This window comes from Blautia parvula (assembly GCF_020215665.1).
GTDB lineage: Bacteria > Bacillota > Clostridia > Lachnospirales > Lachnospiraceae > Blautia > Blautia celeris.
In genome coordinates, this window is sequence record NZ_CP084061.1 from 652,307 (window position 1) to 677,246 (window position 24,940).

Consider the following 24,940-nt stretch of genomic DNA (forward strand, 5'->3'; position numbering starts at 1 on the left):
AGGAGATATTATCATGGAAGAATTTAAGTACTCAATATGTGTATCGGCATTGAAGAAAAAGTATAAAGATAAAGAGGTCTTGAGCAATGTAACTTTCTCTGTACCTAAAGGCTCTATTTATACTTTATTAGGGTCAAACGGTGCTGGAAAAACAACAACTATTCGTATATTAACAACACAAATCAAAGCAGACAATGGTACGGTTCAAATTGAGGGATATAATGTTTTTGATAATCCGCAAAAAGTGCATGAAGTGATTAGTTTGACAGGGCAGTTTTCCGCTGTTGATGAATGTTTGACAGGTAAAGAAAATCTAATTATTATGGGGAAATTACGCCACTTATCAAAGCCAGAGGAAACGGCTGAAAATTTGTTAGAATATTTTGAATTAGCAAAGGCTTCAAACCGTATTGTATCTACTTATTCTGGTGGAATGAAGAGAAAACTAGATATAGCAATGAGCTTAATCGGAAATCCTAAAGTCATTTTTTTAGATGAACCAACGACTGGATTAGACCCGCAAAGTCGTCATAGTATGTGGAATATAATTAGAGATTTAAACAAGTCTGGTGTAACGATATTTCTAACTACTCAATATTTAGAAGAAGCAGAGCAACTGGCAGATATAATCGGCATATTAGACAATGGAAAAATCATCGCAGAGGGAACGCCAGAAGAATTAAAAGCATATCTCCCACAAGGAGCAGTACAATTTACATTTGGAAATTCAGAAGAATTTGAGAAAGCTAAATTGTTGATGAAAGATTATAAAGTTTCCATAGAGCCAGAGAAATATAGTATTATTGTGTTTACTGACGGAAAAGCAGATACATTGTCTAGAATATTTAATATATTATATACGAATAAAATTTCTATTCAAAACTTTAAAGAACTTGCACCTACCTTAGAAGATGTGTTTTTATCCATGATTGAAGAAAGAGAGGAAAAATTAAATGAAGTCAAAGACTAAAAGATATAATGATACTTTTACAATGGCAGGACGTTGTTTACTTTTATCGAAAAGAAACCCAGATACTTTTTTAACCAGCATTATTCTACCAGCACTAATGATGTTACTATTTATTTCTCTTTTTGGAAATCTCATTCAGATTGAGGGTATTTCTTATGTAGATTTTATCGTTCCGGGAATTTTATTACAATGCATTGCTCAAGGTTCTTCTACAACTGCTATTATGGTAAATAAAGATGTAACAAGTGGTATTGTTACAAGATTTAGTACATTGCCTATCAATAAAATTTCAATATTGAATGGTCATATTTTAGAGGCTTTCATAAGAAGTATCATGAGTACTGTTGTTGTTGTATTGATAGCAATGTTACTTGGCTTTCGTCCGTCAATCCATATAATAGACATAGGAATTGTATTCATATTATTAGTTGGGATAATATCTGTATTATCATGGTTGGCAGTTATTGTCGGGGTAATAACAAACAGTGCAGAGGGAGCAAGTTCATTATCAGCATTAGCAATCATACTTCCCTATTTAAGTTCTGGGTTTGTACCAACCGAAACATTACCCTCAATTTTGAAAGTATTTGCAGAATATCAACCGATGACTCCTATTATAGATACTATGCGAAATGCCTTTTTAGGAAATTCTTTAGATATTAAGGTATTTATAATTGCTTTAATATGGTGTGTAGGATTAACAATTACGTTTTATCTTGTGTCTTTAGTTTTATTTAAGAAACGTCTACGCAATTAGAAAGAGGGAAAAATGATAGGATTAAAAAAACGAGATATTAAAAAAGCCTTGAAAGCAGGTGCAAAGGCTAGTGGTGTTTCATTAGCTGATGTACGAGCTGATATTGAAGCAACGATTGATGAAGCCATGAACAGTCCAGACCCAGAAGTGCAGGCAAATTTCAAAAAGTATTTTGGGAATAAACGCCCTACGCCAGAAGAATATATTTACAAGATTACCAAAAAGACAAAGATTTGAAAAAAGGCTTGCTCCATACATAGTGTATGATCTGCAAGCCTTAATCTATTTCAGAGGAAATTTAACAGTAAAAGTAGCACCTCCACCAGCAGTATCATTGATAATGATAATACCGTTCAGCATTTGAGTTAATTCTTTGGCGATACTTAGTCCCAGTCCAAAATTCGATTTGTTCGTATGGGACTTGTCGCCACTATAAAATCGGTCAAAGATATACTGCTTATCTTCATCAGAAATGCCTTGCCCGTGGTCTACCACAGAAAAAGCAATATTTTTTTCGGTGGCGATTACTTCTATCTCTATTAAAGAATTATTCTTGGAATGTTGAATGGCATTATCCATAAAGACACACAAGATTTGAAATAATCGGTCTTTGTCGGTAAACATAGCAGGATAACTTTCCTCGGATAAATGCAGTTTTAGTTCTAAATTCTGCTTCATGCAGACAGGTTCGTAGGTTTCATATAACGTAATGAGCAAGGTATCTATATTAATTGTGCTTTTATGCAATGTCCATGTTTTAGCGTCGGAAGAAGCCAAAAGCAACATATCTTTGACTAAACGGGATAACCGCATACATTCAAAATCTATGGTCTGTATGGCTTGCTTTGCCTGCTCGTTTAAGGAAACATTATCAAGAAGCATATCCGTGTTGGAAATCATAACAGCAAGTGGAGATTTTAATTCATGGGACGCTGTTGCAACAAAATCTTTTTGGCTTTGCAGTATTCGTTCCGTTGGAGCAAACGACTTTTTCAGCAGATAACGGGTTAGCATGATAACAACGATACAAGCCAAAAGCCAGATAAGAAGATATATTGGCAATGTCTTTTGTAAAATATCCGTCAAACTGGCTGTCTGATAAAGAAAGGTTGCATGATATACGGTATCATTTGCTGTCCTAATTGTAGCAGGAATAACAAAATAAGTATCGTGATGTTTTCCTCTTATTTCCAGAAAACCGCCTTGTGAAGTTGTGTTGCTTTCTGTTTGTGATAATGGCTGTGTAGAAATCTGCTTTTCTACATCATGCAACAGATTGTTCGCAGAAGTTGGAAATGGGAAATCACTCTGATAAATGGTATTCCCTTTTGTATCGCTAATCAAGGAAAAAATATGATAACTTTCTTCGTAGGCTTTAAGTTCCTTATCCATATCCGAAGAAGCACTTTCCACTTGATAAATCAGTAAGGTTGTTAGTCTTTGAAACAAGGTACTTTCGTTGATTTTTTCCGTATGAACGGTATTTGCAACGACAAAGGAAATCACAAGGGTAATAATCAGCATAACAGAACTTGCAAACAGAATATGAAGTTTTCGGTATAAATTATTTAACATGTTTCTTTCTCCAGTTTGTACCCTGCACCGTAGACCGTTGTTATTTTACAGGAACTTTTTAACTCTTTTAGGCGTTTTCGCAGAAAAGAAATGTAACTGTCTACATTGCCAGTTTCTACCTCGGAAGAACTGCCCCAGATTTTAAGGATTAGCTGTTCACGGGAAAATAGTGTTTCTGGGTTCTGCATAAATACAAAAGTCAATTCGGTTTCCTTTGAAGTTAATAAAAGAGAATTATTTGGTGTGGATAAGGTTCTGCTGTCTTTATCGAAAGTCAAATCTCCATATTGTAATTTAGACGATAACTGAATATTGGCAGGTCGCCTTGTCAATGCCCGAACCCTTGCAAGCAATTCTTTGATATGAAATGGCTTTACTAAGTAATCATCAGCACCGCCGTCTAAACCCTCCACCCGATTGTCAAGGGTACTCATGGCAGTAATGATAAGGATAGGAATAGATATTCCTTTTCTACGCATAGATTTTATGATTGTTAAGCCGTCAATAATCGGTAGCATACGGTCTACAATGGCGAGGTCATAAGCATAGTCTGTATTTAAAGCGTACAGCATAGCGGTTTCCCCGTCATTGCAACAATCAACCATATAGTTTTCTTTTTCGAGAGAAATTTTTATATTTTTACATAACTCTAAATCATCTTCCAGAAGAAGTATTTTCATAATGTATCAATCCTTTTCTATATAAATTATAGACAGTATAACAGAAAAGTCTGTAAAAATCCTCTAAAAAATGATGATGATTTTCTTACTTTTTTACAGGATTTTTAGAATGGTTTGCTCTTACAATAGGGGCATATCAAACAAGAAAGGTGGAATACAAAAATGAAAAAAACAAACATCAGTAAATTTGTAGCAGTTGGATTATGTATCTGTGCATTGACGGGGTGTGGTGCAAGTCCAGATGAAAAACCAGATACGTCTAATCCTATTGTCAATTCTAATACGAATGAAGAAAATGCAAATGGTTCTTCAGAAAATAAAGGAAACGATATATTAGAGTCTGCTAATTTGATGGGAAGTGTTTTGGAGTTTACAGACAATGGTTGTTCCGTAAGTCAAGCAAGAGAAATTGAGGGGGGAGCTGGAATAAAATCGGAAGCAGCGGGATTGGAAAATAAAGACAATGCTGTTTCTGTAACCTATAACCCAGATTGTGAATTTGTCATTGCCACAGTAAATGCACAGTCTGGTGTTAGGAATGTAACAACGGGTTCTATATCCGATGTAAAGAAACAATCAAATGTATATCTTTATGGAGAGTTTGCGGACACAAATCATTTCAATGCAACAAAGGTTGTCATAGCTCGTTGGGAATAGAGGTGTGAAGTATGAAGTTTTATCAACTTGGTTTTCGCTATTTACAGCGAAAAAAAGGAAAAACCATTCTTCTGTTGATTGTTTTGATACTTGTAAACAGTATGATTTTAGGTACAAGCATGATTTTAAGGACTACAAATGAGTCCAAACAAGCCATGCAGGAAAAGACAAATTCTAAGATTGTGGCTGAAATTACAAGTAAGGACAGCAAGATAACAGAGAATGAAGTAAACAAGATTGAAATGCTGGAAGATGTTTCAGCTATCAACCGTATCGGCAGGCAAGATGTATTTCCAGCTAGTTTTGCTCCAGTTACTCTCAATACTTCTACCAAAGAGGAAAATTTGAAAATAGCGTTGCTCTCCTATGATGATTTGGAAAAGGACAGCCCTTTTTCAGAAATGCAGTACCGCTTATCTTCTGGCGATTATATCAAACACGAGAAAAAAGGTGCTGTTATCAATGCGAACCTTGCAAATCAAAATGAGCTAAGAGTTGGAGATACGATTGAATTAAGTACAGAAAACGGAACAAAAGTATCTGTTCAGATTATTGGAATTTTCATGTCCGCAGGAAATGTGGAAAAAGACCAGCCAACAGAAACTACGGCAGTCAATCGAATAGAAAATCAAATCTTTATTGACAACAGCACTTATAAAGAATTGTTCAAAGAAGCTGAATTTGAAAAACTCTGCGTTTATTCAAAAAGACCAGAAAAATTAGATGTGTTGGAAACCAGCCTGCAAAAAATATTCGGAAATGATGTAGAACTTAGTACCTCAGATACCCTTTATCAACAGATGTCTGCCCCATTAGAGCAAATCAGTAAGGTGGCAAATCTTATGCTGGTACTTACCTTGATAACTGGTACGGTGGTTGTTTCCTTGCTGTTATGTATGTGGATGAGAACAAGACAAAAGGAAGTGGCAATCTTTATGAGTCTAGGTAAAGCAAAAAGTGAAATTTTCCTGCAAACTTTATTAGAAGCAGGGAGTGTCTTTACGCTTTCGGTTTTAGGAGCAACAGCCATTGGTAAATTATTCTCGGGCGTTTTGCAAAACATCATTACCAGTTCAGAAAGCGTAACAGAAAATCTGAAAGTGGTGTTGCAGATACAAGATATTGGAATGTTGTTCCTTTTAGGTGGTGCAGTTATTCTGGTGGCATTGTGTTGCTCCATTCTTCCCATATTACGAGCAAACCCAAAAGATATATTAGCGAAAATGGAGGGATAGTACATGAATTTTTTTGGATTGGCAAGGCGTTCTGTGTTCAGAAAGCCCGTAAAAAGTATTCTCTTATTGTTGATTGTTTTTGCAATCAGTACCCTGCTTCTTGCAGGTGTAGCGAGCAAAAATGCCAGTGTTGAGGTGCAGGATAAAACCAGACAAGCCATAGGAGCAGGCTTTCTTTTAGAAAGAAATGCAGAGTACCGAACAAAACGAGTTCGTGAATGCTCAGAAAAGATTGGTAATAAGGAAGGTAGTTTTGGAGGGTATCATCAAAAGAAAGTAGTTGTTAATGGTTCGGAGGGCTGGTCAGGCTCGACAACAAACGAATTTGAAACCTTAGATATAAAAGATATTCAGAAACTGGCAAAAACAAAAGGAATTGCTGATTACAATCTTACAACAGCAATTACAGCCGTAAACCCTGTAAATTTCAAAAGAATTGAAGATAAGGATGTAGACCAAAACGTAGATGTTGGCGGTGTAAGTTTAATTGGAAACAAAGATATGAAACTTGACAGAAATGTTTTGTCTGGCAATCTGCATATCAAAGAGGGACGAATGATAACCCCAGAGGATAAAGATATGTGTGTCATTTCAGAGGAACTGTCAAAGCAAAATAATCTGAAAATCGGCGATAAAATTTCTTTTAATGATTACCATGATACTGAAAATTCAAAGGTATCAGAAGCCGAGATTGTTGGAATTTATCAAGTGGATCAAAAGATGTCCCCACTTATGCAGGGAGATACTTACCGTTCGGAAAATGTAATATTTACGGATTTGAGATTTCCAGAAAAGGCAGAGGGTGAAACAAGTCCTTTATATGAAAAGGCATATTTCAAAGTGGAAGATGTGGAAGCTTACGACGAAGTAAAAGAAAATCTGCAAAAAGTAGACATCAACTGGGAGCAATATGATTTGATTGACAATAACGGAAATTCCGAAACCATGTCCTCAAACTTCAATGATTTAGCAAAAGTAAGCGAAATGATGATATTGGTAATCTCTGTTGCAAGTTTTGTTATCCTTGTTTTAGTATTTCTTTTCTGGCTGAAAAATCGAGTGCAGGAAGTCGGCATTTTCTTATCTCTCGGTGTTCCGAAATTCAGAATTATCGGGCAGATTTGGAGTGAAGCGATTATGATTGCTGTTCTTTCCCTTATGCTATCCTTTGCTGTCGCTCCTGCCGTTTCCAAAGTAACTGCAAATTATCTGGTATCACAGCAGGTTCAGCAAATGCAGGAAGAAGAAAAAAATAACGAGGGAAAAGTATCCACAGAATATGTTGCACCAAAGCAGGACGTGCAGAATATCAGCGTAGAGGTTACGCCAGAAATGTATCTGTTGGACGGTGTAAGTGTTCTTGTGTTGATAACGGCTTCTGTTCTGGTATCTGGAATTGTAATACTAAAGAGAAACCCGAAAGATATTTTATCGGAAATGAGTTAGGAGGACGACGAAAATGTTAGAAGTAAAGAATGTAAGCTATGCTTACAAAACAAAAAAAGATAAAACCATTTTGAATAATGTATCTGCTACTTTCGAGGAGGGTATTTTTTATACTATTGTCGGTCCGAGTGGTGCAGGAAAAACAACACTCTTATCGTTGTTAGCAGGCTTAGACACAGCGGTAAAAGGGACTGTCCTTTGCAATGGCGAGGACATTACAAAAAAAGGGCTGAATTACCACAGAAAGCATAATATCTCATTGGTATTTCAAAATTATAATCTGATTGATTATTTGACAACGGTTGAAAATGTCAAATTAGGTGGTAGTGGAAATGCTGAAAAATTATTGGAAGAAGTCGGCATTGGAAAAGAATACTGGCAGAGAAATGTATTGCAACTATCTGGCGGACAGCAACAGCGTGTAGCGATTGCAAGAGCATTAGCCAGCGACGCTCATGTACTTTTGGCAGACGAACCGACGGGAAATCTTGACGAAACTACCGCTGATGAAATCATTGCTTTGCTGAAAAAGACTGCACATGAATTAGGAAAATGTGTTGTTGTGGTTACACACAGTAAGCATTTGGCAGAAGAAGCCGACGAAATCTTAGAAATTAAAAACGGTGCAATTTCTTTTCTGTCTGATTAAATTAGAATAGTGCCGTAAAGGAGTTGTCATTATGGAATATTTTAGATATACCTCGACGCAATCAGTTTAAACCTAACGGCATTTTTATAACAACTGAATATAGCACAGTTTTAAAAGCTCGTACAGACTATATGTTTTGTGCGGGCTTTTTTCATGCCAGAAAAAAATTTTTTAAAGTTTTCTCGATTTTGGTTACGCTGTCCCCCACTTTCAACGCGGTATATATGAAAAGGGGCAGACACCTCTTTTCGACTAGCGAAAGGAGGTGAGGAAAATGAAACCGTCAGAACTACAAGAAAAAACCTGTCATCAATTCGATTGTGCTATTAAAACAGTTATACGTCATAGAGCGATTGACTTCTATCGAGCGATACGTCGTTCAGAGAAAAAAGAAATGCCATTCGCCGAAATTATGGACGACCTCTTAAATTCCATAGGTACAGAAGATACATATTCTACGGATTATGTTGCGGTATTTGAAGTCTGTGGAGAAAAAGTATCAATCGAAGATGAACAACTGGCTCGTGCATTGAAAGCTATTGAAGAACGAAAGCGTAATATCGTTTTACAGTATTTTTTCATTGGCGACACGGACACTTACATTGGGAAAATGCTTGACTGTTCCAGAGCGAATGTAACGAAGTGCAGAATACAAGCACTAGACAAGTTAAAGCAACTGATTGAGGAGGAAAAAGAAAAATGCCAAAAGAGCTGACACCGACTTTCACGGTTATTTCCAAAGCCTGCGACGGCGACGAAACAGCAATTTCAAAAATCTTGGAATTTTATGACCCATATATCAATCAGTGTTGTATGCGTCCGTTTTACGACGATAACAACAACTTACGTCTTGCGGTAGATTTGGAAATGAAAGGTTTTATCAAAGAAGCGATTATTCGTAAAATATTAAACTTTGATATTAAACGCTTCTAATTCATATTGGGATTGATTATGCCCGTCTGGTCTTTGACAACTGAATAAAGCAGACAGATACGTTTGTGAGATAGCAAGCCACGGGGACTGTACGCCATGACCTTTCCAAAAGAAAGCGAGCGACCCACGCAGTGATCCGAGAGCGACTGTTGGAATAGTCGTTTTGCCACGACCTATCCTCACAGAATAATGATACGTCCGCATGGTGCGGTTCTGCCCACAAGAATGGGAATAGTTGAGATACTAACGGAGCTTTCCAAAGCCGTTTGTCTGCTTGTAAAAAAATGACACACAGTAAAGGGGGTGCATAGATTATGAACAATACTGATGTGCCTATCTGGGAAAAATATACGCTGACGATTGAAGAAGCGTCTAAATACTTCCGCATTGGCGAAAAGAAATTGCGTAAATTAGCCGAAGAAAATCTTGACGCTGGCTGGGTTATCGTGAACGGTAATCGTATTCAGATAAAGCGAAAACAATTTGAAAAAATCATAGATACATTGGACGAAATCTAATGTCATTGAGCCGTAGATATGGTATAATATTAATAGCGTATCACGGCTCATTCCATGACGGAAAGGAGCTTTACACTATGTCTAATGTGAAACGAAAAGACAGTAAAAATCGCAATTTGCGTAATGGAGAGAGCCAGCGAAAAGACGGAAGATACGTTTATAAATATACCGATATATACGGAAAGCCACAATTTATCTATTCTTGGAAACTTGTACCGACAGACAAGACACCTGCTGGAAAGCGTGATGATATATCGTTGAGGGAAAAAGAAGCACAGATAAAAAAAGACCTTAACGACGGTATCGACACAGTCGGCGGTAAAATGACAGTCTGCCAGCTCTACGACAAGAAGAACAGTCAAAGAAAGAACATCAAAAGGGCTACTGAAAAAGGACGACAGTATCTTATGAACGCTCTGAAAAATGACCCATTGGGTATGAGGGCGATTGATACGGTTAAGCAGTCGGACGCTAAAGAATGGGCTATCAGAATGAGCGAAAAAGGATATGCCTATAAAACGATTGATAACTATAAACGTTCCTTGAAAGCGTCATTTTACATGGCAATACAAGACGACTGTATCAGAAAGAACCCATTTGAATTTAAGTTAAGTGATGTTCTGGAAGATGATACCGAACAGAAAGTTATCCTTACACCAGAGCAGGAAGAACGCCTGCTTGCCTTTATGGAAAAGGACAAGATTTACAGTAAGTATTATGATGAGGTTGTGCTTCTGCTGGAAACGGGACTTCGTATTTCTGAATTTTGCGGACTGACGACGCATATTGATATGCAGAACAGAGTACTCAATATAGACCACCAGTTATTGAAAGATAGCGAAATGGGTTACTATATTGAAACGCCAAAGACCAAAAACGGAAAACGGGAACTTCCATTGACAGAACGGGCTTATCAAGCAATCCAAAGAATACTAAAGAACAGAGGAAAGGCACAACCGCTGATTGTAGGTGGTTACAGCAATTTCCTATTCCTAAATCGTGAGGGTTTGCCTAAAGTTGCAGGAAACTATGAGGGCATGGTGCGAGGGCTGATTAAGAAGTATAACAAGTATCACACGGACAAGCTACCGAACATCACACCACATTCATTCAGACATACTTATTGTACGAATATGGCAAACAGAGGAATGAACCCAAATACTCTGCAATATCTCATGGGACACGCTAACATAACCATGACACTTGGCTATTACGCACACGGCACATTTCAATCTGCAAAAGCAGAACTGGAAAGACTGGCTTGTTAATATCGGAGCTTATATTTACTACTCATTTACTACTTTTGGTTGCATTTTCATGCTGGTAAATGCCAGCTTATGCAAGGTATCTTCCAAAAAGAAAATACCGATAAAGCCCTAAAATACGGGATATATCGGCATTTACCAACTTATGAAAAGATAATCAGAAATTTAGTAAGTTTTTCGCTGAAAAAATGGAGTTCCGGTCTTGGGGCAAATGGATATGATGACTGTAAAGCTTCTTTTAAGAAGGGAGCAGGGGCATACAAGCTGAATTTTACATGGATTTCCTGAAGATAGCAGCGATAATGAGAAAGAGGCTTTCCGTATTCTATTTTTTATCCCGGTGTAATACAATTCTATAAGAGCATTTCTACGGGAGAGCGGTATGTTTCGGAAAGCATCTGTTTTTCTGGTCTTATTTTCCCTTATTGTCAATATAGCCCTGCCGGTTACGGTGCACGCGGAGGGGGAGGATTTGATCACCGCACCTCATGGGGTTCTGATGGAGGCTTCCACAGGGACCATAATCTACGAGAAGGACAAAGACACCAAGGTCTACCCGGCAAGTATTACGAAAATCATGACCCTGGTGCTGATATTTGACGAGATTGCCAAGGGCACCCTACATATGGAGGATGAAGTGACTACAAGTGCCTACGCCAAGTCCATGGGCGGTTCCCAGGTCTATCTGGAGGAGGGCGAGAAGCAGACAGTGGAGACCATGATCAAGTGTATTGTCATTGCCTCCGGAAATGATGCCAGCGTCGCCATGGCGGAACATATAGCCGGAAGCGAAGCGGAGTTTGTCAAACGTATGAATGAGAGGGCAGCAGGACTTAACATGACAGGAACTCATTTTGAGGACTGCTGCGGACTGACGGAGTCCACCAACCATTATACCACCGCATATGACGTAGCCCTTATGTCCAGGGAGCTGGTGACAAAATATCCCAAGGTTCTGGATTTTTCCTCTATCTGGATGGAAAATATCACCCATAACACGGCAAAGGGGAGCAGTGAGTTCGGCCTTACCAATACAAACAAGCTGCTGCGAAGCTATGACGGCTGTGTGGGCTTAAAGACAGGGAGTACCAGCCTGGCAAAATACTGTGTCTCCGAGGTGGCAAAGAGAAACGGGATCACTCTGATAAGCGTGGTGATGACAGCACCTGACTATAAAGTACGGTTTAAAGATGCTGCGGCGATGCTGAATCTGGGTTTTGGCGCCTGTAACCTTTATGTGGATGAAAACAAAGACAGCCTGCCGAAGGTTCCGGTGAAGGGAGCCATTCAGGATAAGGCGTCTGTATCCTATGAAGGGGATTTCCGTTATCTGGATACAAAAGGGGAGGCTCTTGATAATGTGCAGAAGAAAATTAACCTGAAGAAGAGCACAGATGCCCCGGTGAAGAAAGGCAGTAAAGCCGGGACCGCGGATTATTATCTGAACGGGAAGAAAATAGGCAGTGTGAATCTGCTTTTTAGTGAAAAAGTAGAGAAGGCCGGCTACATGGACTATGTGAAAAAAGTATTCAAAACATTTTTCTGAAAAAATAAAATTAGGGTATTGCAGGATAGAAATGTTTGCATTATAATAGCCCGGTAACAAAAAGACGGAGGGTGCCCGCTGGCACCTTCCTTTTTCGTGAAAAAATGACTTGATGGCAGGAAGAAGGCAGAGCCTGCGCCTTTTTGCCTGCCGGCGGACACATTGTTTACAGAGAGAATGAGGAGAGGCATGCAGAAAGATATGACGGCCGGCAGCCCGGCAAAAGCGATTGTAGGATTTACAATTCCGGTATTTATCGGAAATATTTTTCAGCAGTTTTACAGTATGGTGGACACCATCATCGTAGGAAAATTCGTGGGTACAAAAGCACTGGCAGCAGTGGGTAGTGTGGGTACCATTAACTTTTTGATCATAGGCTTTATGCTGGGACTGACCGCGGGATTTACGGTACTGACTGCCCAGAGATACGGTGCGGGGGATATGAAGAATATGAGACGGACCGTGGGGTCGGCAGCCGTGCTGTCCCTGATCGTTACTATTGTCATGACTCTGGTGAGTATGCTGGGAATGCATGGGCTGCTGGAATTTATGCATACTCCGGAGGATATTTTCGGTGATGCGTACCGGTATATTATGATCATCTGCGGCGGTATATTTGCCACGGTGCTGTATAATCTGCTGGCAAGTGTCTTGAGGGCGCTGGGAAACAGCCAGGTGCCGCTGTATTTTCTGATCTTGTCGGCACTGCTGAATGTGGTGCTGGACCTGCTGTTTATCATTGTATTTCATTGGGGAGCAGCGGGTGCGGCCTATGCCACTGTGATCTCCCAGGGTGTTTCCGGTGTTCTCTGCTTGGTGTATATAGCGAAGAAAATGCCGGAACTGCGGCTTCAGGAGGAGGATTTTCGTCTGTCAGCCCATATTGTGAAGATGCAGGTGGGAATCGGCATTCCCATGGCGCTCCAGTTTTCCATCACCGCCATTGGTACTATGATGGTGCAGTCCGCGCTGAATATGCTGGGCTCCATGGCTGTAGCTGCCTTTACAGCGGCCAGCAAGGTGGAGCAGATTGCCACACAGGCTTATGTGGCTTTGGGAACCACCATGGCAACCTACTGTGCCCAGAACATGGGTGCAGGCAGAATTGACAGGATCCGTATGGGCTTCCGGGCATCTACCTGGATGGGTGTGGTTTACTCCCTGGTGTTTGGACTTCTGACCGCTTTCTTTGGAAAGTACTTGACCTATCTCTTTGTGTCAAGCGATGTGCAGACACTGATGGGGCAGGTGGATATCTACCTGAAATGCGCCTCCCTGTTTTTCATTGCCCTGAATATTGTAAATGTATACCGAAACGGCATTCAGGGCATGGGATATGGTATACTGCCCATGATGGCAGGCGTGGCGGAGCTTTTTGGCCGCGGTATCGTGGCTCTGGCGGCAGGGCTGAACAGGAGCTACCTGCTTGCCTGCCTGGCAAGTCCGGTTGCCTGGGTATTTGCAGGTGTGCTGCTGCTTTTCATGTACCGTCTGGTTATGAAGCAGCAGGAAAAGGTTTTCGGCAGCAGTTTCAAAAAAAGCAGATAGTCTTACTTTTCTTTTTTCTCTTTATGGGGTAAAATAGAGAGAAAAGAGAGAAGAGCAGGGAATATTTGTGAAGAAATTTGTGACGACTACTTACAGGATAACAACAGATAAGATAAAAAGACATCCGCTGAGATTCGTGATGATTAGTGACCTCCACAATGTGATGTTCGGGGAAAGAAATGAGCCGGTTTTTGAAAAGATCAGGGCTCTTAACCCGGATGCCATATTGATAGCCGGAGACCTGGTGCTGGGAAAAGAAGACGCGTCCCTGAAACCGGCTGCGGCATTTTTAAGCGAGGCCGTTAAACTGGCACCCGTATTATACGGGCCGGGCAATCACGAGCAGCGGATGAAATTATTCACAGAGGAATACGGGGGCCGATTCTCTGCGTTTGAGAAGAAAATGAAACAGATGGGTGTCTCCTATCTGGAAAATGAGCGTGTCGTTTGGCAGATAAAGGGGGAAACCGTGGCGGTGACCGGGCTGGATCTGCCTATTGAATATTATAACAGAGGGCCTCAGAAGGGACCGGGAAGAAAAGAACTGGAAGGGCTGATCGGAAGGCCCGACAAAGATGTATATGAGATCCTGCTTGCCCATACACCCAGGTTTGGGGATGACTATTTTGCATGGGGGGCGGATTTGATTCTGTCCGGGCATTACCACGGGGGAATCATGCGGCTTCCGTTTTTAGGCAGTGTTATCAGCCCTGATTTTCGTCTGTTTCCCCGCTATGCTTACGGGGAATACAGAAAGAAAGACAATACGCCTGCAAAAAGGGCGGGAAGAAGACAAAGAGTAACAGGAAAGGAACAGATCATGATTACAGGTGCGGGACTGGGTGAGCACACACTGCCTCTTCGGATCAACAATCCGAGAGAACTGGTGGTGCTGGAATGTCTGCCGAAAGAGGTGTGAAATGGAAGAGAAAAACGGTATGGTAAAAATACGTGAAAATGTGGGGAAGGTGATTGTGGGAAAAGAAAAGGTGCTGGAGCTTCTTCTCACTGCCCTGACTGCCGGAGGCCATGTCCTTTTGGAGGACGTGCCCGGAACAGGCAAGACGATGATGGCGAAATCCCTGGCCCGCTCCATGGACGGGAAATTCTCCCGCATTCAGTTTACGCCGGATCTGCTGCCCTCTGATGTGACGGGGCTAAACTATTATAACCAGAAGGCAGGGGAGTTTCTATTCAAAGAAGGACCTGCTTTCTGCAACATTCTGCTGGCTGATGAGATCAACCGTGCCACGCCGAGGACTCAGTCAAGCCTTCTGGAGTGTATGGAGGAGCACCAGATTACCATTGACGGGGAAACCAGGACACTTCAGGAGCCTTTTTTTGTCATTGCCACTCAGAATCCGGTGGAGACCACAGGCACATTTCCGCTTCCGGAAGCGCAGATGGACCGTTTTTTTATGCGCCTTTCCATGGGGCTGCCGGACAAGGAGGAGGAGCTGGCCATCCTGGACCGTTTTGAGGACAGACAGCCTCTTTTTGAGCTTTCCTGTGTGTGTACAAAGGAAGAACTTCTAAATGCAAGAGAGGCATACAAAAAGGTATATGTGCACCCGGATCTGAAGTCCTATCTGGTGGAGGTGGTGCAGGCCACCCGAACAGCAGGAGATGTGATCGCAGGTGTAAGTCCAAGGGGTACCCTGGCTCTTTTTAACGGCGCGAAAGCTTATGCCTATGTAAAGGGCAGGGATTATGTGGTGCCGGAGGATATAAAAACCGTGGCGGTTCCCATTCTGGCCCACAGAATGATCATGACCTCCGGATACGGACAGGAGGAGAGCGGCAGCCAGGCAATTCAGCGGATTCTGAATCAGGTCCCTGTACCCACAGAGGAGTGGAAGAGAAAAACATGACAATTTTTTTGCTTTTGCTGGGAGCCGTCCTGCTGCAGTTTTTGGCGGAGTGGTTCTACCGAAAGAATTGGGACAGGCATCTGGAGGTAAATGTAAAATTCCAGGAACAGCCCGTCCACGAAGGGGAGAAGGCATACCTGACGGAAACCATTGAAAACAGAAAATGGCTCCTTCTTCCCATGCTGCAGGCAGCCTTTCGGGTACATAGAAACCTCTTCTTTGAGGAGGAGGAAAATACCAGTATCTCCGACTATACCTATAAAAGAGATATCTTCTCCGTACTGTTTTACCAGAAAATAGAGCGGGAAATCACATTTCTGGCAAGGAAAAGGGGATACTACGAGATTGAGCAGGCAGAGATTCTCACAAGAGGCCTTCTTATGAACCGTGAGATGTATCGGACCATGCCTCTTTCCACCCATCTGTATGTATATCCGAGAACGATTCCCGTCTCCCGCATGGAAATTCCCTTTAAAAAGCTTATGGGACAGGTCTTGGTACGGCAGCGGATGTATGAGGACCCTTTTTCCTTCCGCGGCCTGCGGGAATACCAGCCGGGGGACCCTATGAATAAAATCAACTGGAAGGCCTCCGCAAAAGAAGGCGGTCTTATGGTAAATCTGCTGGATTCCACATCCAGTGCCCAGGTCCTCATCTATCTGGATGTGGAGGATGAGACCATATGGAAATACGAAGAGATCCACGAGGCAGGCATTTCCCTGGCCGTCTCCTTAGCAGAACAGCTTCTGCAGAGAGGCATTGCCACAGGCCTTGTCACCAACGGCAGGGATCACATCACAGAGGCACCCATCGCCGTTTTGCCCGGCACGGGAAGAGGACAGCTTGTAAAACTGTATCAGAATCTGGCAAGACTGGATCTGGACCTTCCCGCCGGAAAGTTTCCCGAACTTTTAAGTGCGCAGCGCCGTCTTTTGTCAGAAGGCCGGGGTATCCCTGTTCTTATTTCCAAAAATCAGGGCCAGCCTCTTTTTACAGAGATGGAAACACTTGCGAAGGCCGGGGGCAGCGCCCTGTGGATTTCCACCCTGTACAAGGATATGGAGTGGAAGCTTCCGTGCTCGCCCCACATGGAGATCATACGCTGGGAGGTGCCGAGATGAAAATAGATCTGCTGGTTGTATACCGCTTTTTTCATACATTTCTTCTGACGGACAGTCTGGCACTTTTGATCCTGTCTTTCGGCGGGGATATCACGCCGATTCAGATGATGAAAAGCCTGCTGCTGTTTGTCCCCATACTGCTCTTATACTGGATACAGCGCCGCTTTCAGAGTCTGCTTCTTTTTGCAGTGTCAGGTGCAGTAAGCCTGGCAGTTCTGTATACTGCCTCTCAAACGGTGTGGGAGAGAGCAGCGTTCATGGTCTGCGGAGCTCTTCTTGTGCTTCTGTACTTCTTTGAGCGGGCGGGAAGCGGAGAGAGCCTTCTTGTGCGGCCTTCCTACGCGGGGCTTCTGATTTTTGCAGGTATCTATATCTATACACTGGCATACCATAAGAGCACTCTGGGAACGGTCATCTGTCTTTTCACAGGGGCTTATTGGCTGCTCACCATTCTTTCGGAAAACCGGCGCTCCCTTCTGAAGCTGTATGCACAGAATGAGAAGCTCCACAGATTCCCGAAAAACAGAATCGCGGAGGGGAACAGGATCGCCCTGGGCGGTTTCTGTGTTCTTGTCACTGCGGGAATGATATTTCTGCCCATGTCCGGCTTTGACAAGGTCTTACAAAGAATTGGGCACCTGCTGGTACGTCTGCTTCGGAGACTTCTGGCAGGTCTTGGCGGGGCGGAGGAGCTGATCCAGGAGGAGCCGGAGATGGCGGAACAGATGCCGTTTTTTCCGGGAGAATTTAAGGAGGCTTCCCCTTTCTGGCAGGCGCTTTTTCAAATACTGGAAAAAGTGTTTGTTTTACTGTTTCTGGCAGCAGTTGTTTATCTTGTCTGCCGTATCCTTTATGATTTATATAAAAAATACCATGAAACCGTTCTTACGGACGGGGACCGCGTGGAGTTTCTTTCCCCCGTGAAGGGAGACCGGAAAGAGGGATTGAAAAAGAGAAAGAGAAGCGGCAGCCTTTTCTCTGCCCGCTCCGCAAATGAGATGATCCGCAGATATTATAAAAAGAAGATAGAGAGCACTGCAAAAAAGACCATCCCTGTGTCATTGGCCCCGGAGGAGATTGAGGAGACAGCAGGGCTGTCGGGTGCCGAGGGGATGGAAGAATTCCATGAGATATATGAGAAGGCAAGATACGGGAAAGAAAGATGCGGACAGGATGAGGTTTTGAGGATGAGAGAGCTGAGGTGACAGTTTGGCCGGTCCGGACCAGACCGGGGAAGATGATGCAAGGAATATTCTGGACTTTTTACTGAAAATAGTGTAGAATGTCGTAAGCGGTATGCCCGATACCATGGAAAGGATGAGAATAAATGGGAATCCCGGTAAAGCTTCCGGTGTTTGAGGGGCCTTTAGACCTGCTTTTACACCTGATCGAGAAGAATAAAGTAAATATTTACGACATTCCCATTGTGGAGATAACGGATCAGTACATGGAGTATATTCACCAGATGGAGAGGGAAGATCTGAATATCATGAGCGAGTTCATGGTCATGGCGGCAACCCTCATTTCTATCAAATGCAGGATGCTTCTCCCAAAAGAAGTCAATGAGGACGGTGAGGAAGAAGATCCCAGAGACGAACTGGTGCGTCAGCTTCTGGAGTATAAGATGTATAAATATATGTCCTATGAACTCAGGGACCGGATGGCAGAAGCGGCAAAAAGTATCTATAAGCTCCCCACCCTTCCAAGGGAAGTGGAGGACTACAGGGAGCCTGTGGATACCAGCGAGCTTCTGGACGGGCTGACACTGGGACGTCTTCACAAAATTTTCCAGGATGTATTAAAACGCCAGGAGGATAAAAAGGACCCCATCCGAAGCAATTTCGGCAAGATTGAGCAGGAGGAGGTCAGTCTTCCGGAGAAAATGACCGACGTGGAGGAGTACGCCAGAAGACACCGGCGTTTCAGCTTTCGTGACCTTCTGGGAAAACAGGCCAGCAAATTCCAGGTGGTGGTTACATTTCTGGCGATCCTGGAGCTGATGAAGACAGGAAAGATATCTATCAGGCAGGAGCATATTTTTGACGATATTCAGATTGAGAGCAAGGAGGCAGGGGACCCGTATGGAAATTGAACATCTGGAAGGCGCTGTTGAGGCGCTTTTGTTTGCTATGGGGGAATCCGTAGAGGTTTCCGCCATTGCCAAGGCTATAGGACATGATACGGAAACCACCAGAAAGATCATTCGGAATATGATGCTGAAATATAATGCCGGGGACCGGGGAATCAAGATCATAGAGCTGGAAAATGCATATCAGATGTGCACAAAGGAAGAGTATTATGACTATCTGGTCAAGCTTGCCCTGCAGCCGAAAAAGGCGGTGCTGACAGACGTTATGCTGGAGACACTCTCCATCATTGCCTATAAACAGCCGGTCACAAAACTTGAAATAGAGAAGATACGCGGTGTCAAGTCTGACCATGCGGTGAACAAACTCATGGAATATAATCTGGTACAGGAGGTCGGCCGTCTGGACGCACCGGGAAGGCCGCTGCTCTTTGGAACCACGGAGGAGTTTTTAAGAAACTTCGGGGTTCAGGGGCTGGATGAGCTGCCGGAGCTGGACCCGGTACAGATAGAAGATTTCAAGGCAGAAGCAGAAGAAGAAATTCAGCTTAAGCTGGATGTATAAACGGGGGAAAGAGACATGCCAACAACTTACACACATGACATTTTCGGCAAGGAGGTATATAAAAGACTTCCTTCTGAGATAAAAGAGGCAATCAGGGAATCCAAAAGTATGTATCTGATCGGCCTGCACGGACCTGATATTTTGTTTTACTATCAGCCCCTGATGAAAAACAGGGTGAGCGGGCTGGGACACCAGGTTCACCAGAGAGAGGCCGCAGAATTTTTCTGTCAGGCTGTTGTAAAATACCAGGAGGAGCCGACTGCGCAGATGTTATCCTATCTGCTGGGATTTGGATGCCACTACATTTTGGACAGCGCCTGCCATCCCTATGTACGGCGGTTTGAAAAGGAAACCGGTGCGTCCCATTCAGAGATTGAATCTGAGCTTGACCGGTACTATATGCTGCGTGAGGGAAAGGACCCGTTTACCTACAGACCTGCCGTAAATATCTTCCCCACAATGGAGGGCTGCAGGACCATAAGCAGGGCCTTTGGGAAGATCACAGTGAAGCAGGCGGCAAAAGCACTTCACGGTATGAGATTTTACACCGGAGCCCTTGTCTGCAGCAGCAGCCTGAAGAGAAAGGGACTGCTGGGAATCATGAAGCTGTTTGGATGCCGGGACACTCTGGGAGGCCATATCATACCGGCAAAGCCGGACAGAAGATGTGATATGGCAACAGATGTACTGCGTCATCTGTATGAAGAGGCATTGGATGAGGCGGTGGAAGCACTTACAAATCTGTACGGCTGCATGGTAAAGGAAGAGCGGCTGTCGCAGCGCTTCGGCAGAAATTTCGGCTGAGAAGAACGGGGGGCATATGAAGGGATTAACCAAACTGGAGAAACAGTGGGTACTGTATGATGTGGGGAACTCAGCGTTCGTCATGCTGTGTACCACGATCATTCCCATTTATTTTAAGAATATAGCCACAGCGGAGGGGATTTCCCTGGCGGATTCCACAGCGTATCTAAGCTATGCACTGTCTGTGTGTACCATCCTGGTAGCGCTCATGGGTCCGGTGTTCGGAACCCTGGCGGACACAAAAGGGTATAAGAAACCCATGTTCGCCACTTTTTTTGTGATCGGCGTAGTCGGGTGTCTTTCTCTTGCCATACCCAAGGAATGGCTGGCTTTTCTGGTGGTACTGGTGATCGCCAAGACCACATATAGTATGAGCCTGATCTTCTATGATTCCATGCTGGCAGATGTGACTGTGGATGAGAGGATGGACATGGTTTCCTCCCATGGCTATGCGTGGGGGTATATCGGGAGCTGTATTCCCTTTATCGCCTGTCTGCTCCTCATACTTTTTGCAGAGAAGCTGGGTATCTCAGGCGTTACGGCAACCATGATCTCTTTTGGGATCACAGGGATCTGGTGGTTTGCAGTCACGATTCCCCTATTGAAAAATTATAATCAGAAGCATTGGGTGGAGGTAAAGGGCAGCCCGGTAAAGGAGAGCTTTTCCAGACTGAAAAAAGTGCTCTTTAAGATCAATAAGGACAAAAAGGTGCTTTATTTTCTGGGCGCGTTTTTCTTCTATATTGACGGCGTTTACACCATCATCGACCTGGCTACCTCCTACGGAAAGGACGTGGGAATTGATGACACGCATCTTCTTCTGGCACTGCTGCTGACACAGATTGTAGCGTTTCCCTGTTCTCTTTTGTTTGGAAAGTTCTCGGCAAGATTTAAGAGTGAGAAGCTGATCAAAGTATGTATACTGGGATATTTGGGAATCGCACTGTTTGCCCTTCAGCTTGACAGGGCATGGGAATTCTGGTTCTTAGCAGTCTGCGTGGCTGTATTTCAGGGGGCCATCCAGGCGCTTTCCAGATCTTATTTTGCAAGGATCATTCCCAAGGAAAACTCCAGCGAGTATTTCGGGTTTTATGATATATTCGGAAAGGGAGCGGCGTTCATGGGAACCATGCTCATGGGCATTTCCACACAGTTGAGCGGAAGTTCAAGGACAGGAGTGGGAATGCTGGCGGTGATGTTTATCATCGGATTTTTCCTGTTCGGAAAGACAGAGAAAATCAGCCGCAGCGCTGCATGACAAAGAACGGAAGCTGTACTGTAACCGGGGCGGACCGGTTTGGTACAGCTTTTTGTTATAATCCTCCCGGGACAGGCATATAATGTATAAGAAATTTTGTGTGCAGGGATGGAAGCATGAAAAAAATTATAAGCTGGATTTTGGTATGCGCAGTGATAACCGGGTGCTTCGTGGTACATAGAGATACCGTCTGGGCAGAGGAAAATGGACAGGGTGTTGGCAGCCTGTACGCCACCTCAGCGGTACTTATGGATGCGGACTCAGGAAGGATACTCTATGAAAAAAACGGGTTTGAGAAAAGGCCCATGGCCAGTACCACTAAGATCATGACCTGTATTCTGGCTTTGGAGAAGGGCAACGCGGAGGATATTGTGACAGCATCCGCCTATGCGGCATCCAGGCCGAAAGTACATCTGGGAGTGACAGAGGGAGAAACCTTCCGTTTTGGAGACCTTTTGTATTCTCTGATGCTGGAGAGCCACAATGATGCGGCTGTGATGATCGCGGAACATCTGGGAGGAAGTGTGGAGGGATTCGCGGATATGATGAACGCCAAGGCCGGAGAACTGGGGTGTGAGGATACTTATTTTATCACACCCAACGGCCTGGATGCCGCTGTCACAGTGGGGGAGGAACAGAAGGTGCATTCCACAACAGCGGCAGACCTGGCACGTATCATGAAGTATTGTATCAAAGAATCTCCCTGCAGGGAGGAATTTCTTAACGTGACAAGGACGGCCTCCTACAGTTTCTCGGACGCGGAGGGAAAGCGGAGCTTTTCCTGCAACAACCACAATGCTTTTCTGAACATGATGGAGGGTGCCCTCACCGGAAAAACCGGGTTTACGGCAAATGCCGGTTACTGCTATGTAGGTGCCCTCACCAGGGACGGCAGAACATTCATTGTTGCCCTTCTGGCATGCGGATGGCCGAATAACAAGACCTACAAATGGAAGGATACCACAAAACTTATGAATTACGGGCTGGAAAATTACAGTTACCGTTCCTTTTCTGACGCGGCACTTCCCGATATACCGGCAGCCATACCGGTTCAGAACGGACAGAGTGAAACCCTGGGAGATACAGCCCTTACTGAGGTGGAGGCTGAGACAGCTAAGGACTTCGGTATGCTGATGCGCCGGGATGAGGAAATTGAAGTGAGTTATGAGGGAAAAGAGACTTTGAAAGCACCGGTCAAAGCGGGAACGCAGGTGGGAACCATCACTTACCGGGTGGGAGGCCAGACATTTCTCACTTGTCCGGTGAAAATCAGGCAGTCTGTCAAGAAGATAGATTTTCCCTGGTGTCTGGAAAAGACCATGGACAAATGGGCATTCGGCGCAGCAGGCTGATCGCGGGGCACTTTACAATTTTTGACGTTGTGATAAAATAAAAGAAAAAACAAGGAGGAATCAGAACATGAATGCAGTGATGGAAAATATTTTGACCAGAAGAAGTATCCGGGCATTTCAAAATAAGGAAATTCCACGAGAAGAGCTGGAACAGATCATCCGGGCCGGACTCTATGCGCCCAGCGGACAGAACCGTCAGACATGGAAATTTACCGTGGTGACAGACCGGGAGCAGATCGGGAAGCTGGCGGAAGTCATAGGAAGGAAACTGGGAAGAGACGGGTATGACATGTACAGCCCTCAGGTTCTGATCATTCCGTCCAATGAAAAGGAAAATCAGCATTCCATGGAGGACAATGCCTGTGCTCTGGAAAATATGTTTCTGGCGGCTCATTCCTTCGGGATTGGTTCTGTCTGGATCAACCAGATGCGGGATATCTGCGATGAGCCTGAGGTGCGGGAGATGTTAAGGAGCTGGGAGATACCGGATTCCCACAGGGTATTCGGCATGGCTGCCCTTGGATATGCTGCGGCATCAGAGAAAAAAGAAGTGAAAAAAACAGGAGAGGTACATTTTGTGTAACAGCCAGGCAGGTATCCGCATTTTCCGTGCGGACCGTAAGTTACCATATTGTATGACAGGACATTTAGCATGGGACATATAACATCAAAAGACGCATATAAAAATCTGGAAGAAAGAATCAACTGGTTTACCCAGGGAGCGCCGCCTTCGGAGACTTTTTATAAGATCCTCCAGGTGCTCTACACGGAGAAGGAGGCAAAATGGGTGGCACTTCTGCCGGTACGCCCCTTCACTTTGAAAAAGGCTGCCCGTATCTGGGGGACCACGGAGGCAAAGGCGGAAAAAGTGCTGGACCATCTGTGTGAGAAGGCGCTGCTGGTGGATTCCACCTACAGGGGAGTCCGCCGTTTTGTCATGCCGCCGCCCATGGCCGGGTTTATTGAATTTGCCCTGATGAGGACCAGAGGGGATATTGACCAGAAGTATCTCAGCGAACTGTATTATCAGTATATGAATGTGGAGGAGGACTTTGTAAAAGACCTTTTCTATGCCACGGAGACAAAGCTGGGCCGTGTCTACGTGCAGGAGCCGGTGCTTACCACGGAAAATACCCTGCATATCCTGGACCATGAGCGGGCCAGCCACATTGTGGAGGAGGCAGAGTACATTGGCCTGGGAACCTGTTACTGCAGACATAAGGCATATCACGCGGGGCATCCCTGTGAGATTGATGCTCCCTGGGATGTATGCCTGACTTTCGGCAATGTAGCTCGCTCCCTGGCAGAGCACGGCGGACATGCCCGGCTTATCTCCAAGGAAGAAGCCATGGACGCTCTGGAACGCTCCTACGATGCGGGACTGGTGCAGATCGGGGAGAATGTCAGAGAGGACCCGGCGTTTATCTGTAACTGCTGCGGATGCTGTTGTGAGGCTCTGCAGGCTGCCAGAAAATTCTCTCCCATGCAGCCGGTGGCAACCACCAATTATATCCCGTCGGTGGAGGAGAAGACCTGTATCGGATGCGGAAAGTGTGAGAAGGCATGTCCCATTTTTGCCATTTCCATGGAGACGGTCCCGGAGGACGGGAAAAAGAAAAGACGTCCCGTGGTGGATACGGATATCTGCCTGGGCTGCGGTGTGTGCGCATCCAGATGTCCCAACGGTTCCCTGAAACTGGAGCGGCGTCCGGTACAGGTGATAACGCCTGTGAACAGTACGCACAGGTTTGTGCTCCAGGCCATAGAAAAAGGAACGCTTCAGAACCTCGTATTCGACAATCAGGCATTTGCCAACCACAGAGCCATGGCTGCCGTGTTTGGAGTGATCTTAAATCTGCCTCCGCTGAAACAGGCACTGGCAAGTAAGCAGTTTAAATCTGTATATCTGGATAAACTTTTGTCAAGTGCTGTGAATAAAAGCAGGAATAAAAAATAAACGGAAAAAGGATCTTTCGCTATCTTGCGCTGCATAAGGCCGCGGTGCATAGAAAACGGAAGATTCTTTTTTTGATATATCAAACAACGAAGGTAAAATGTGAAAAAAGTGTGAAATTAGCACTCGCCTATTGACAGTGCTAATAAT

General features: G+C 44.1%; 26 protein-coding genes. 24 read left to right on the forward strand and 2 right to left on the reverse strand.

Going from position 1 to position 24,940, the window contains the following annotated elements; all coding sequences use genetic code 11:
- Window positions 1–13: 13 nt before the first annotated feature.
- The 3 genes from LC508_RS03150 to LC508_RS03160 are packed head-to-tail and all read left to right on the forward strand — an operon-like array spanning window position 14 to window position 1,964.
- Window positions 14–970 (forward strand): ATP-binding cassette domain-containing protein, encoded by a 957-nt coding sequence (locus LC508_RS03150; protein WP_021421295.1) that lies wholly within the window; start codon window positions 14–16, stop codon window positions 968–970.
- Window positions 954–1,727 (forward strand): ABC transporter permease, encoded by a 774-nt coding sequence (locus tag LC508_RS03155; RefSeq protein WP_021421294.1) that lies wholly within the window; start codon window positions 954–956, stop codon window positions 1,725–1,727. The genes LC508_RS03150 and LC508_RS03155 overlap by 17 nt, the downstream gene beginning before the upstream one ends.
- A gap of 12 nt (window positions 1,728–1,739) precedes the next feature.
- The gene (locus LC508_RS03160) at window positions 1,740–1,964 is read left to right on the forward strand and encodes a hypothetical protein (RefSeq protein WP_021421293.1); all 225 of its coding nucleotides are present in this window, start codon (window positions 1,740–1,742) and stop codon (window positions 1,962–1,964) included.
- Window positions 1,965–2,009: 45 nt separating this feature from the next.
- On the opposite strand, the gene LC508_RS03165 is transcribed toward LC508_RS03160, so the two are convergent.
- Together LC508_RS03165 and LC508_RS03170 are read right to left on the reverse strand one after the other, a co-directional pair.
- Window positions 2,010–3,302, reverse strand: a complete 1,293-nt coding sequence (locus LC508_RS03165) for a sensor histidine kinase (RefSeq protein ID WP_225305308.1) — start codon at window positions 3,300–3,302, stop codon at window positions 2,010–2,012.
- Window positions 3,296–3,982: a response regulator transcription factor gene (locus LC508_RS03170; RefSeq protein WP_003431898.1), complete on the reverse strand. Its 687-nt coding sequence runs from the start codon at window positions 3,980–3,982 to the stop codon at window positions 3,296–3,298. Before LC508_RS03170 ends, LC508_RS03165 begins: the two co-directional genes overlap by 7 nt.
- Before the next feature lie 162 nt (window positions 3,983–4,144).
- Here LC508_RS03170 and LC508_RS03175 point away from each other — a divergent pair, with 162 nt between their 5' ends.
- From LC508_RS03175 to LC508_RS03275, 21 genes are all read left to right on the forward strand, one after another.
- A complete protein-coding gene (locus LC508_RS03175; RefSeq protein ID WP_207608611.1) occupies window positions 4,145–4,639 on the forward strand; it encodes a hypothetical protein in 495 nt (164 codons plus the stop codon).
- Between the two features lie 11 nt (window positions 4,640–4,650).
- Window positions 4,651–5,874, forward strand: coding sequence for an ABC transporter permease (locus LC508_RS03180; protein WP_207608613.1), 1,224 nt, complete (start codon window positions 4,651–4,653; stop codon window positions 5,872–5,874).
- 3 nt (window positions 5,875–5,877) lie between these two features.
- A complete protein-coding gene (locus LC508_RS03185) occupies window positions 5,878–7,320 on the forward strand; it encodes an ABC transporter permease (protein WP_207608615.1) in 1,443 nt (480 codons plus the stop codon).
- Window positions 7,321–7,333: 13 nt separating this feature from the next.
- Window positions 7,334–7,969 carry an ABC transporter ATP-binding protein gene (locus LC508_RS03190; protein WP_003431891.1) on the forward strand — a complete coding sequence of 212 codons (636 nt, stop codon included), beginning with the start codon at window positions 7,334–7,336 and terminating at the stop codon, window positions 7,967–7,969.
- 274 nt (window positions 7,970–8,243) lie between these two features.
- On the forward strand, window positions 8,244–8,684 hold the full coding sequence (locus LC508_RS03195) for an RNA polymerase sigma factor (RefSeq protein ID WP_003431889.1): 441 nt from the start codon (window positions 8,244–8,246) through the stop codon (window positions 8,682–8,684).
- On the forward strand, window positions 8,669–8,902 hold the full coding sequence (locus tag LC508_RS03200; protein ID WP_003431885.1) for a helix-turn-helix domain-containing protein: 234 nt from the start codon (window positions 8,669–8,671) through the stop codon (window positions 8,900–8,902). The genes LC508_RS03195 and LC508_RS03200 overlap by 16 nt, the downstream gene beginning before the upstream one ends.
- 314 nt (window positions 8,903–9,216) lie before the next feature.
- The gene (locus LC508_RS03205) at window positions 9,217–9,420 is read left to right on the forward strand and encodes an excisionase (RefSeq protein WP_002347229.1); all 204 of its coding nucleotides are present in this window, start codon (window positions 9,217–9,219) and stop codon (window positions 9,418–9,420) included.
- Window positions 9,421–9,497: 77 nt separating this feature from the next.
- Window positions 9,498–10,688, forward strand: a complete 1,191-nt coding sequence (locus tag LC508_RS03210) for a tyrosine-type recombinase/integrase (RefSeq protein WP_003417815.1) — start codon at window positions 9,498–9,500, stop codon at window positions 10,686–10,688.
- 379 nt (window positions 10,689–11,067) lie between these two features.
- Complete coding sequence (locus LC508_RS03215) at window positions 11,068–12,231, forward strand: D-alanyl-D-alanine carboxypeptidase family protein (RefSeq protein WP_033141793.1); 1,164 nt, start codon at window positions 11,068–11,070, stop codon at window positions 12,229–12,231.
- Between the two features lie 189 nt (window positions 12,232–12,420).
- Complete coding sequence (locus tag LC508_RS03220) at window positions 12,421–13,779, forward strand: MATE family efflux transporter (RefSeq protein ID WP_103731100.1); 1,359 nt, start codon at window positions 12,421–12,423, stop codon at window positions 13,777–13,779.
- A gap of 67 nt (window positions 13,780–13,846) precedes the next feature.
- Window positions 13,847–14,698 (forward strand): metallophosphoesterase, encoded by an 852-nt coding sequence (locus LC508_RS03225; RefSeq protein WP_033141791.1) that lies wholly within the window; start codon window positions 13,847–13,849, stop codon window positions 14,696–14,698.
- A gap of 1 nt (window position 14,699) precedes the next feature.
- Entirely contained in the window at window positions 14,700–15,650 is a 951-nt protein-coding gene (locus LC508_RS03230) for an AAA family ATPase (protein ID WP_033141790.1), read from the forward strand.
- Window positions 15,647–16,771 carry a DUF58 domain-containing protein gene (locus tag LC508_RS03235; RefSeq protein WP_033141789.1) on the forward strand — a complete coding sequence of 375 codons (1,125 nt, stop codon included), beginning with the start codon at window positions 15,647–15,649 and terminating at the stop codon, window positions 16,769–16,771. The genes LC508_RS03230 and LC508_RS03235 overlap by 4 nt, the downstream gene beginning before the upstream one ends.
- Entirely contained in the window at window positions 16,768–17,976 is a 1,209-nt protein-coding gene (locus LC508_RS03240; protein ID WP_103731099.1) for a hypothetical protein, read from the forward strand. Before LC508_RS03235 ends, LC508_RS03240 begins: the two co-directional genes overlap by 4 nt.
- A 122-nt stretch (window positions 17,977–18,098) precedes the next feature.
- Window positions 18,099–18,863, forward strand: a complete 765-nt coding sequence (locus LC508_RS03245; RefSeq protein WP_033141787.1) for a segregation and condensation protein A — start codon at window positions 18,099–18,101, stop codon at window positions 18,861–18,863.
- Window positions 18,853–19,422, forward strand: coding sequence for an SMC-Scp complex subunit ScpB (gene scpB / locus LC508_RS03250; protein WP_033141786.1), 570 nt, complete (start codon window positions 18,853–18,855; stop codon window positions 19,420–19,422). Before LC508_RS03245 ends, scpB begins: the two co-directional genes overlap by 11 nt.
- A 15-nt stretch (window positions 19,423–19,437) precedes the next feature.
- Complete coding sequence (locus LC508_RS03255; RefSeq protein WP_103731098.1) at window positions 19,438–20,226, forward strand: zinc dependent phospholipase C family protein; 789 nt, start codon at window positions 19,438–19,440, stop codon at window positions 20,224–20,226.
- 16 nt (window positions 20,227–20,242) lie between these two features.
- Window positions 20,243–21,484: an MFS transporter gene (locus tag LC508_RS03260; RefSeq protein ID WP_033141785.1), complete on the forward strand. Its 1,242-nt coding sequence runs from the start codon at window positions 20,243–20,245 to the stop codon at window positions 21,482–21,484.
- 116 nt (window positions 21,485–21,600) lie between these two features.
- On the forward strand, window positions 21,601–22,836 hold the full coding sequence (locus tag LC508_RS03265; protein ID WP_033141784.1) for a D-alanyl-D-alanine carboxypeptidase family protein: 1,236 nt from the start codon (window positions 21,601–21,603) through the stop codon (window positions 22,834–22,836).
- 67 nt (window positions 22,837–22,903) lie between these two features.
- Entirely contained in the window at window positions 22,904–23,419 is a 516-nt protein-coding gene (locus LC508_RS03270) for a nitroreductase family protein (RefSeq protein ID WP_033141783.1), read from the forward strand.
- 69 nt (window positions 23,420–23,488) lie between these two features.
- Window positions 23,489–24,793, forward strand: a complete 1,305-nt coding sequence (locus tag LC508_RS03275; protein WP_103731097.1) for a 4Fe-4S dicluster domain-containing protein — start codon at window positions 23,489–23,491, stop codon at window positions 24,791–24,793.
- Window positions 24,794–24,940: the final 147 nt, after the last annotated feature.

What these genes read in the sequence shown, in the direction of transcription:
- LC508_RS03215 (WP_033141793.1), top strand. Translation starts at nt 11,068, where the DNA reads ATGTTTCGGAAAGCATCTGTTTTTCTGGTCTTATTTTCCCTTATTGTC.
- LC508_RS03155 (WP_021421294.1), top strand. Translation starts at nt 954, where the DNA reads ATGAAGTCAAAGACTAAAAGATATAATGATACTTTTACAATGGCAGGA.
- LC508_RS03210 (WP_003417815.1), top strand. Translation starts at nt 9,498, where the DNA reads ATGTCTAATGTGAAACGAAAAGACAGTAAAAATCGCAATTTGCGTAAT.
- LC508_RS03170 (WP_003431898.1), bottom strand. Translation starts at nt 3,982, where the DNA reads ATGAAAATACTTCTTCTGGAAGATGATTTAGAGTTATGTAAAAATATA.
- LC508_RS03260 (WP_033141785.1), top strand. Translation starts at nt 20,243, where the DNA reads ATGAAGGGATTAACCAAACTGGAGAAACAGTGGGTACTGTATGATGTG.
- LC508_RS03165 (WP_225305308.1), bottom strand. Translation starts at nt 3,302, where the DNA reads ATGTTAAATAATTTATACCGAAAACTTCATATTCTGTTTGCAAGTTCT.
- scpB (WP_033141786.1), top strand. Translation starts at nt 18,853, where the DNA reads ATGGAAATTGAACATCTGGAAGGCGCTGTTGAGGCGCTTTTGTTTGCT.
- LC508_RS03270 (WP_033141783.1), top strand. Translation starts at nt 22,904, where the DNA reads ATGAATGCAGTGATGGAAAATATTTTGACCAGAAGAAGTATCCGGGCA.
- LC508_RS03190 (WP_003431891.1), top strand. Translation starts at nt 7,334, where the DNA reads ATGTTAGAAGTAAAGAATGTAAGCTATGCTTACAAAACAAAAAAAGAT.
- LC508_RS03180 (WP_207608613.1), top strand. Translation starts at nt 4,651, where the DNA reads ATGAAGTTTTATCAACTTGGTTTTCGCTATTTACAGCGAAAAAAAGGA.
- LC508_RS03185 (WP_207608615.1), top strand. Translation starts at nt 5,878, where the DNA reads ATGAATTTTTTTGGATTGGCAAGGCGTTCTGTGTTCAGAAAGCCCGTA.
- LC508_RS03160 (WP_021421293.1), top strand. Translation starts at nt 1,740, where the DNA reads ATGATAGGATTAAAAAAACGAGATATTAAAAAAGCCTTGAAAGCAGGT.
- LC508_RS03175 (WP_207608611.1), top strand. Translation starts at nt 4,145, where the DNA reads ATGAAAAAAACAAACATCAGTAAATTTGTAGCAGTTGGATTATGTATC.
- LC508_RS03195 (WP_003431889.1), top strand. Translation starts at nt 8,244, where the DNA reads ATGAAACCGTCAGAACTACAAGAAAAAACCTGTCATCAATTCGATTGT.
- LC508_RS03275 (WP_103731097.1), top strand. Translation starts at nt 23,489, where the DNA reads ATGGGACATATAACATCAAAAGACGCATATAAAAATCTGGAAGAAAGA.
- LC508_RS03220 (WP_103731100.1), top strand. Translation starts at nt 12,421, where the DNA reads ATGCAGAAAGATATGACGGCCGGCAGCCCGGCAAAAGCGATTGTAGGA.
- LC508_RS03230 (WP_033141790.1), top strand. Translation starts at nt 14,700, where the DNA reads ATGGAAGAGAAAAACGGTATGGTAAAAATACGTGAAAATGTGGGGAAG.
- LC508_RS03265 (WP_033141784.1), top strand. Translation starts at nt 21,601, where the DNA reads ATGAAAAAAATTATAAGCTGGATTTTGGTATGCGCAGTGATAACCGGG.
- LC508_RS03235 (WP_033141789.1), top strand. Translation starts at nt 15,647, where the DNA reads ATGACAATTTTTTTGCTTTTGCTGGGAGCCGTCCTGCTGCAGTTTTTG.
- LC508_RS03240 (WP_103731099.1), top strand. Translation starts at nt 16,768, where the DNA reads ATGAAAATAGATCTGCTGGTTGTATACCGCTTTTTTCATACATTTCTT.
- LC508_RS03205 (WP_002347229.1), top strand. Translation starts at nt 9,217, where the DNA reads ATGAACAATACTGATGTGCCTATCTGGGAAAAATATACGCTGACGATT.
- LC508_RS03255 (WP_103731098.1), top strand. Translation starts at nt 19,438, where the DNA reads ATGCCAACAACTTACACACATGACATTTTCGGCAAGGAGGTATATAAA.
- LC508_RS03150 (WP_021421295.1), top strand. Translation starts at nt 14, where the DNA reads ATGGAAGAATTTAAGTACTCAATATGTGTATCGGCATTGAAGAAAAAG.
- LC508_RS03200 (WP_003431885.1), top strand. Translation starts at nt 8,669, where the DNA reads ATGCCAAAAGAGCTGACACCGACTTTCACGGTTATTTCCAAAGCCTGC.
- LC508_RS03245 (WP_033141787.1), top strand. Translation starts at nt 18,099, where the DNA reads ATGGGAATCCCGGTAAAGCTTCCGGTGTTTGAGGGGCCTTTAGACCTG.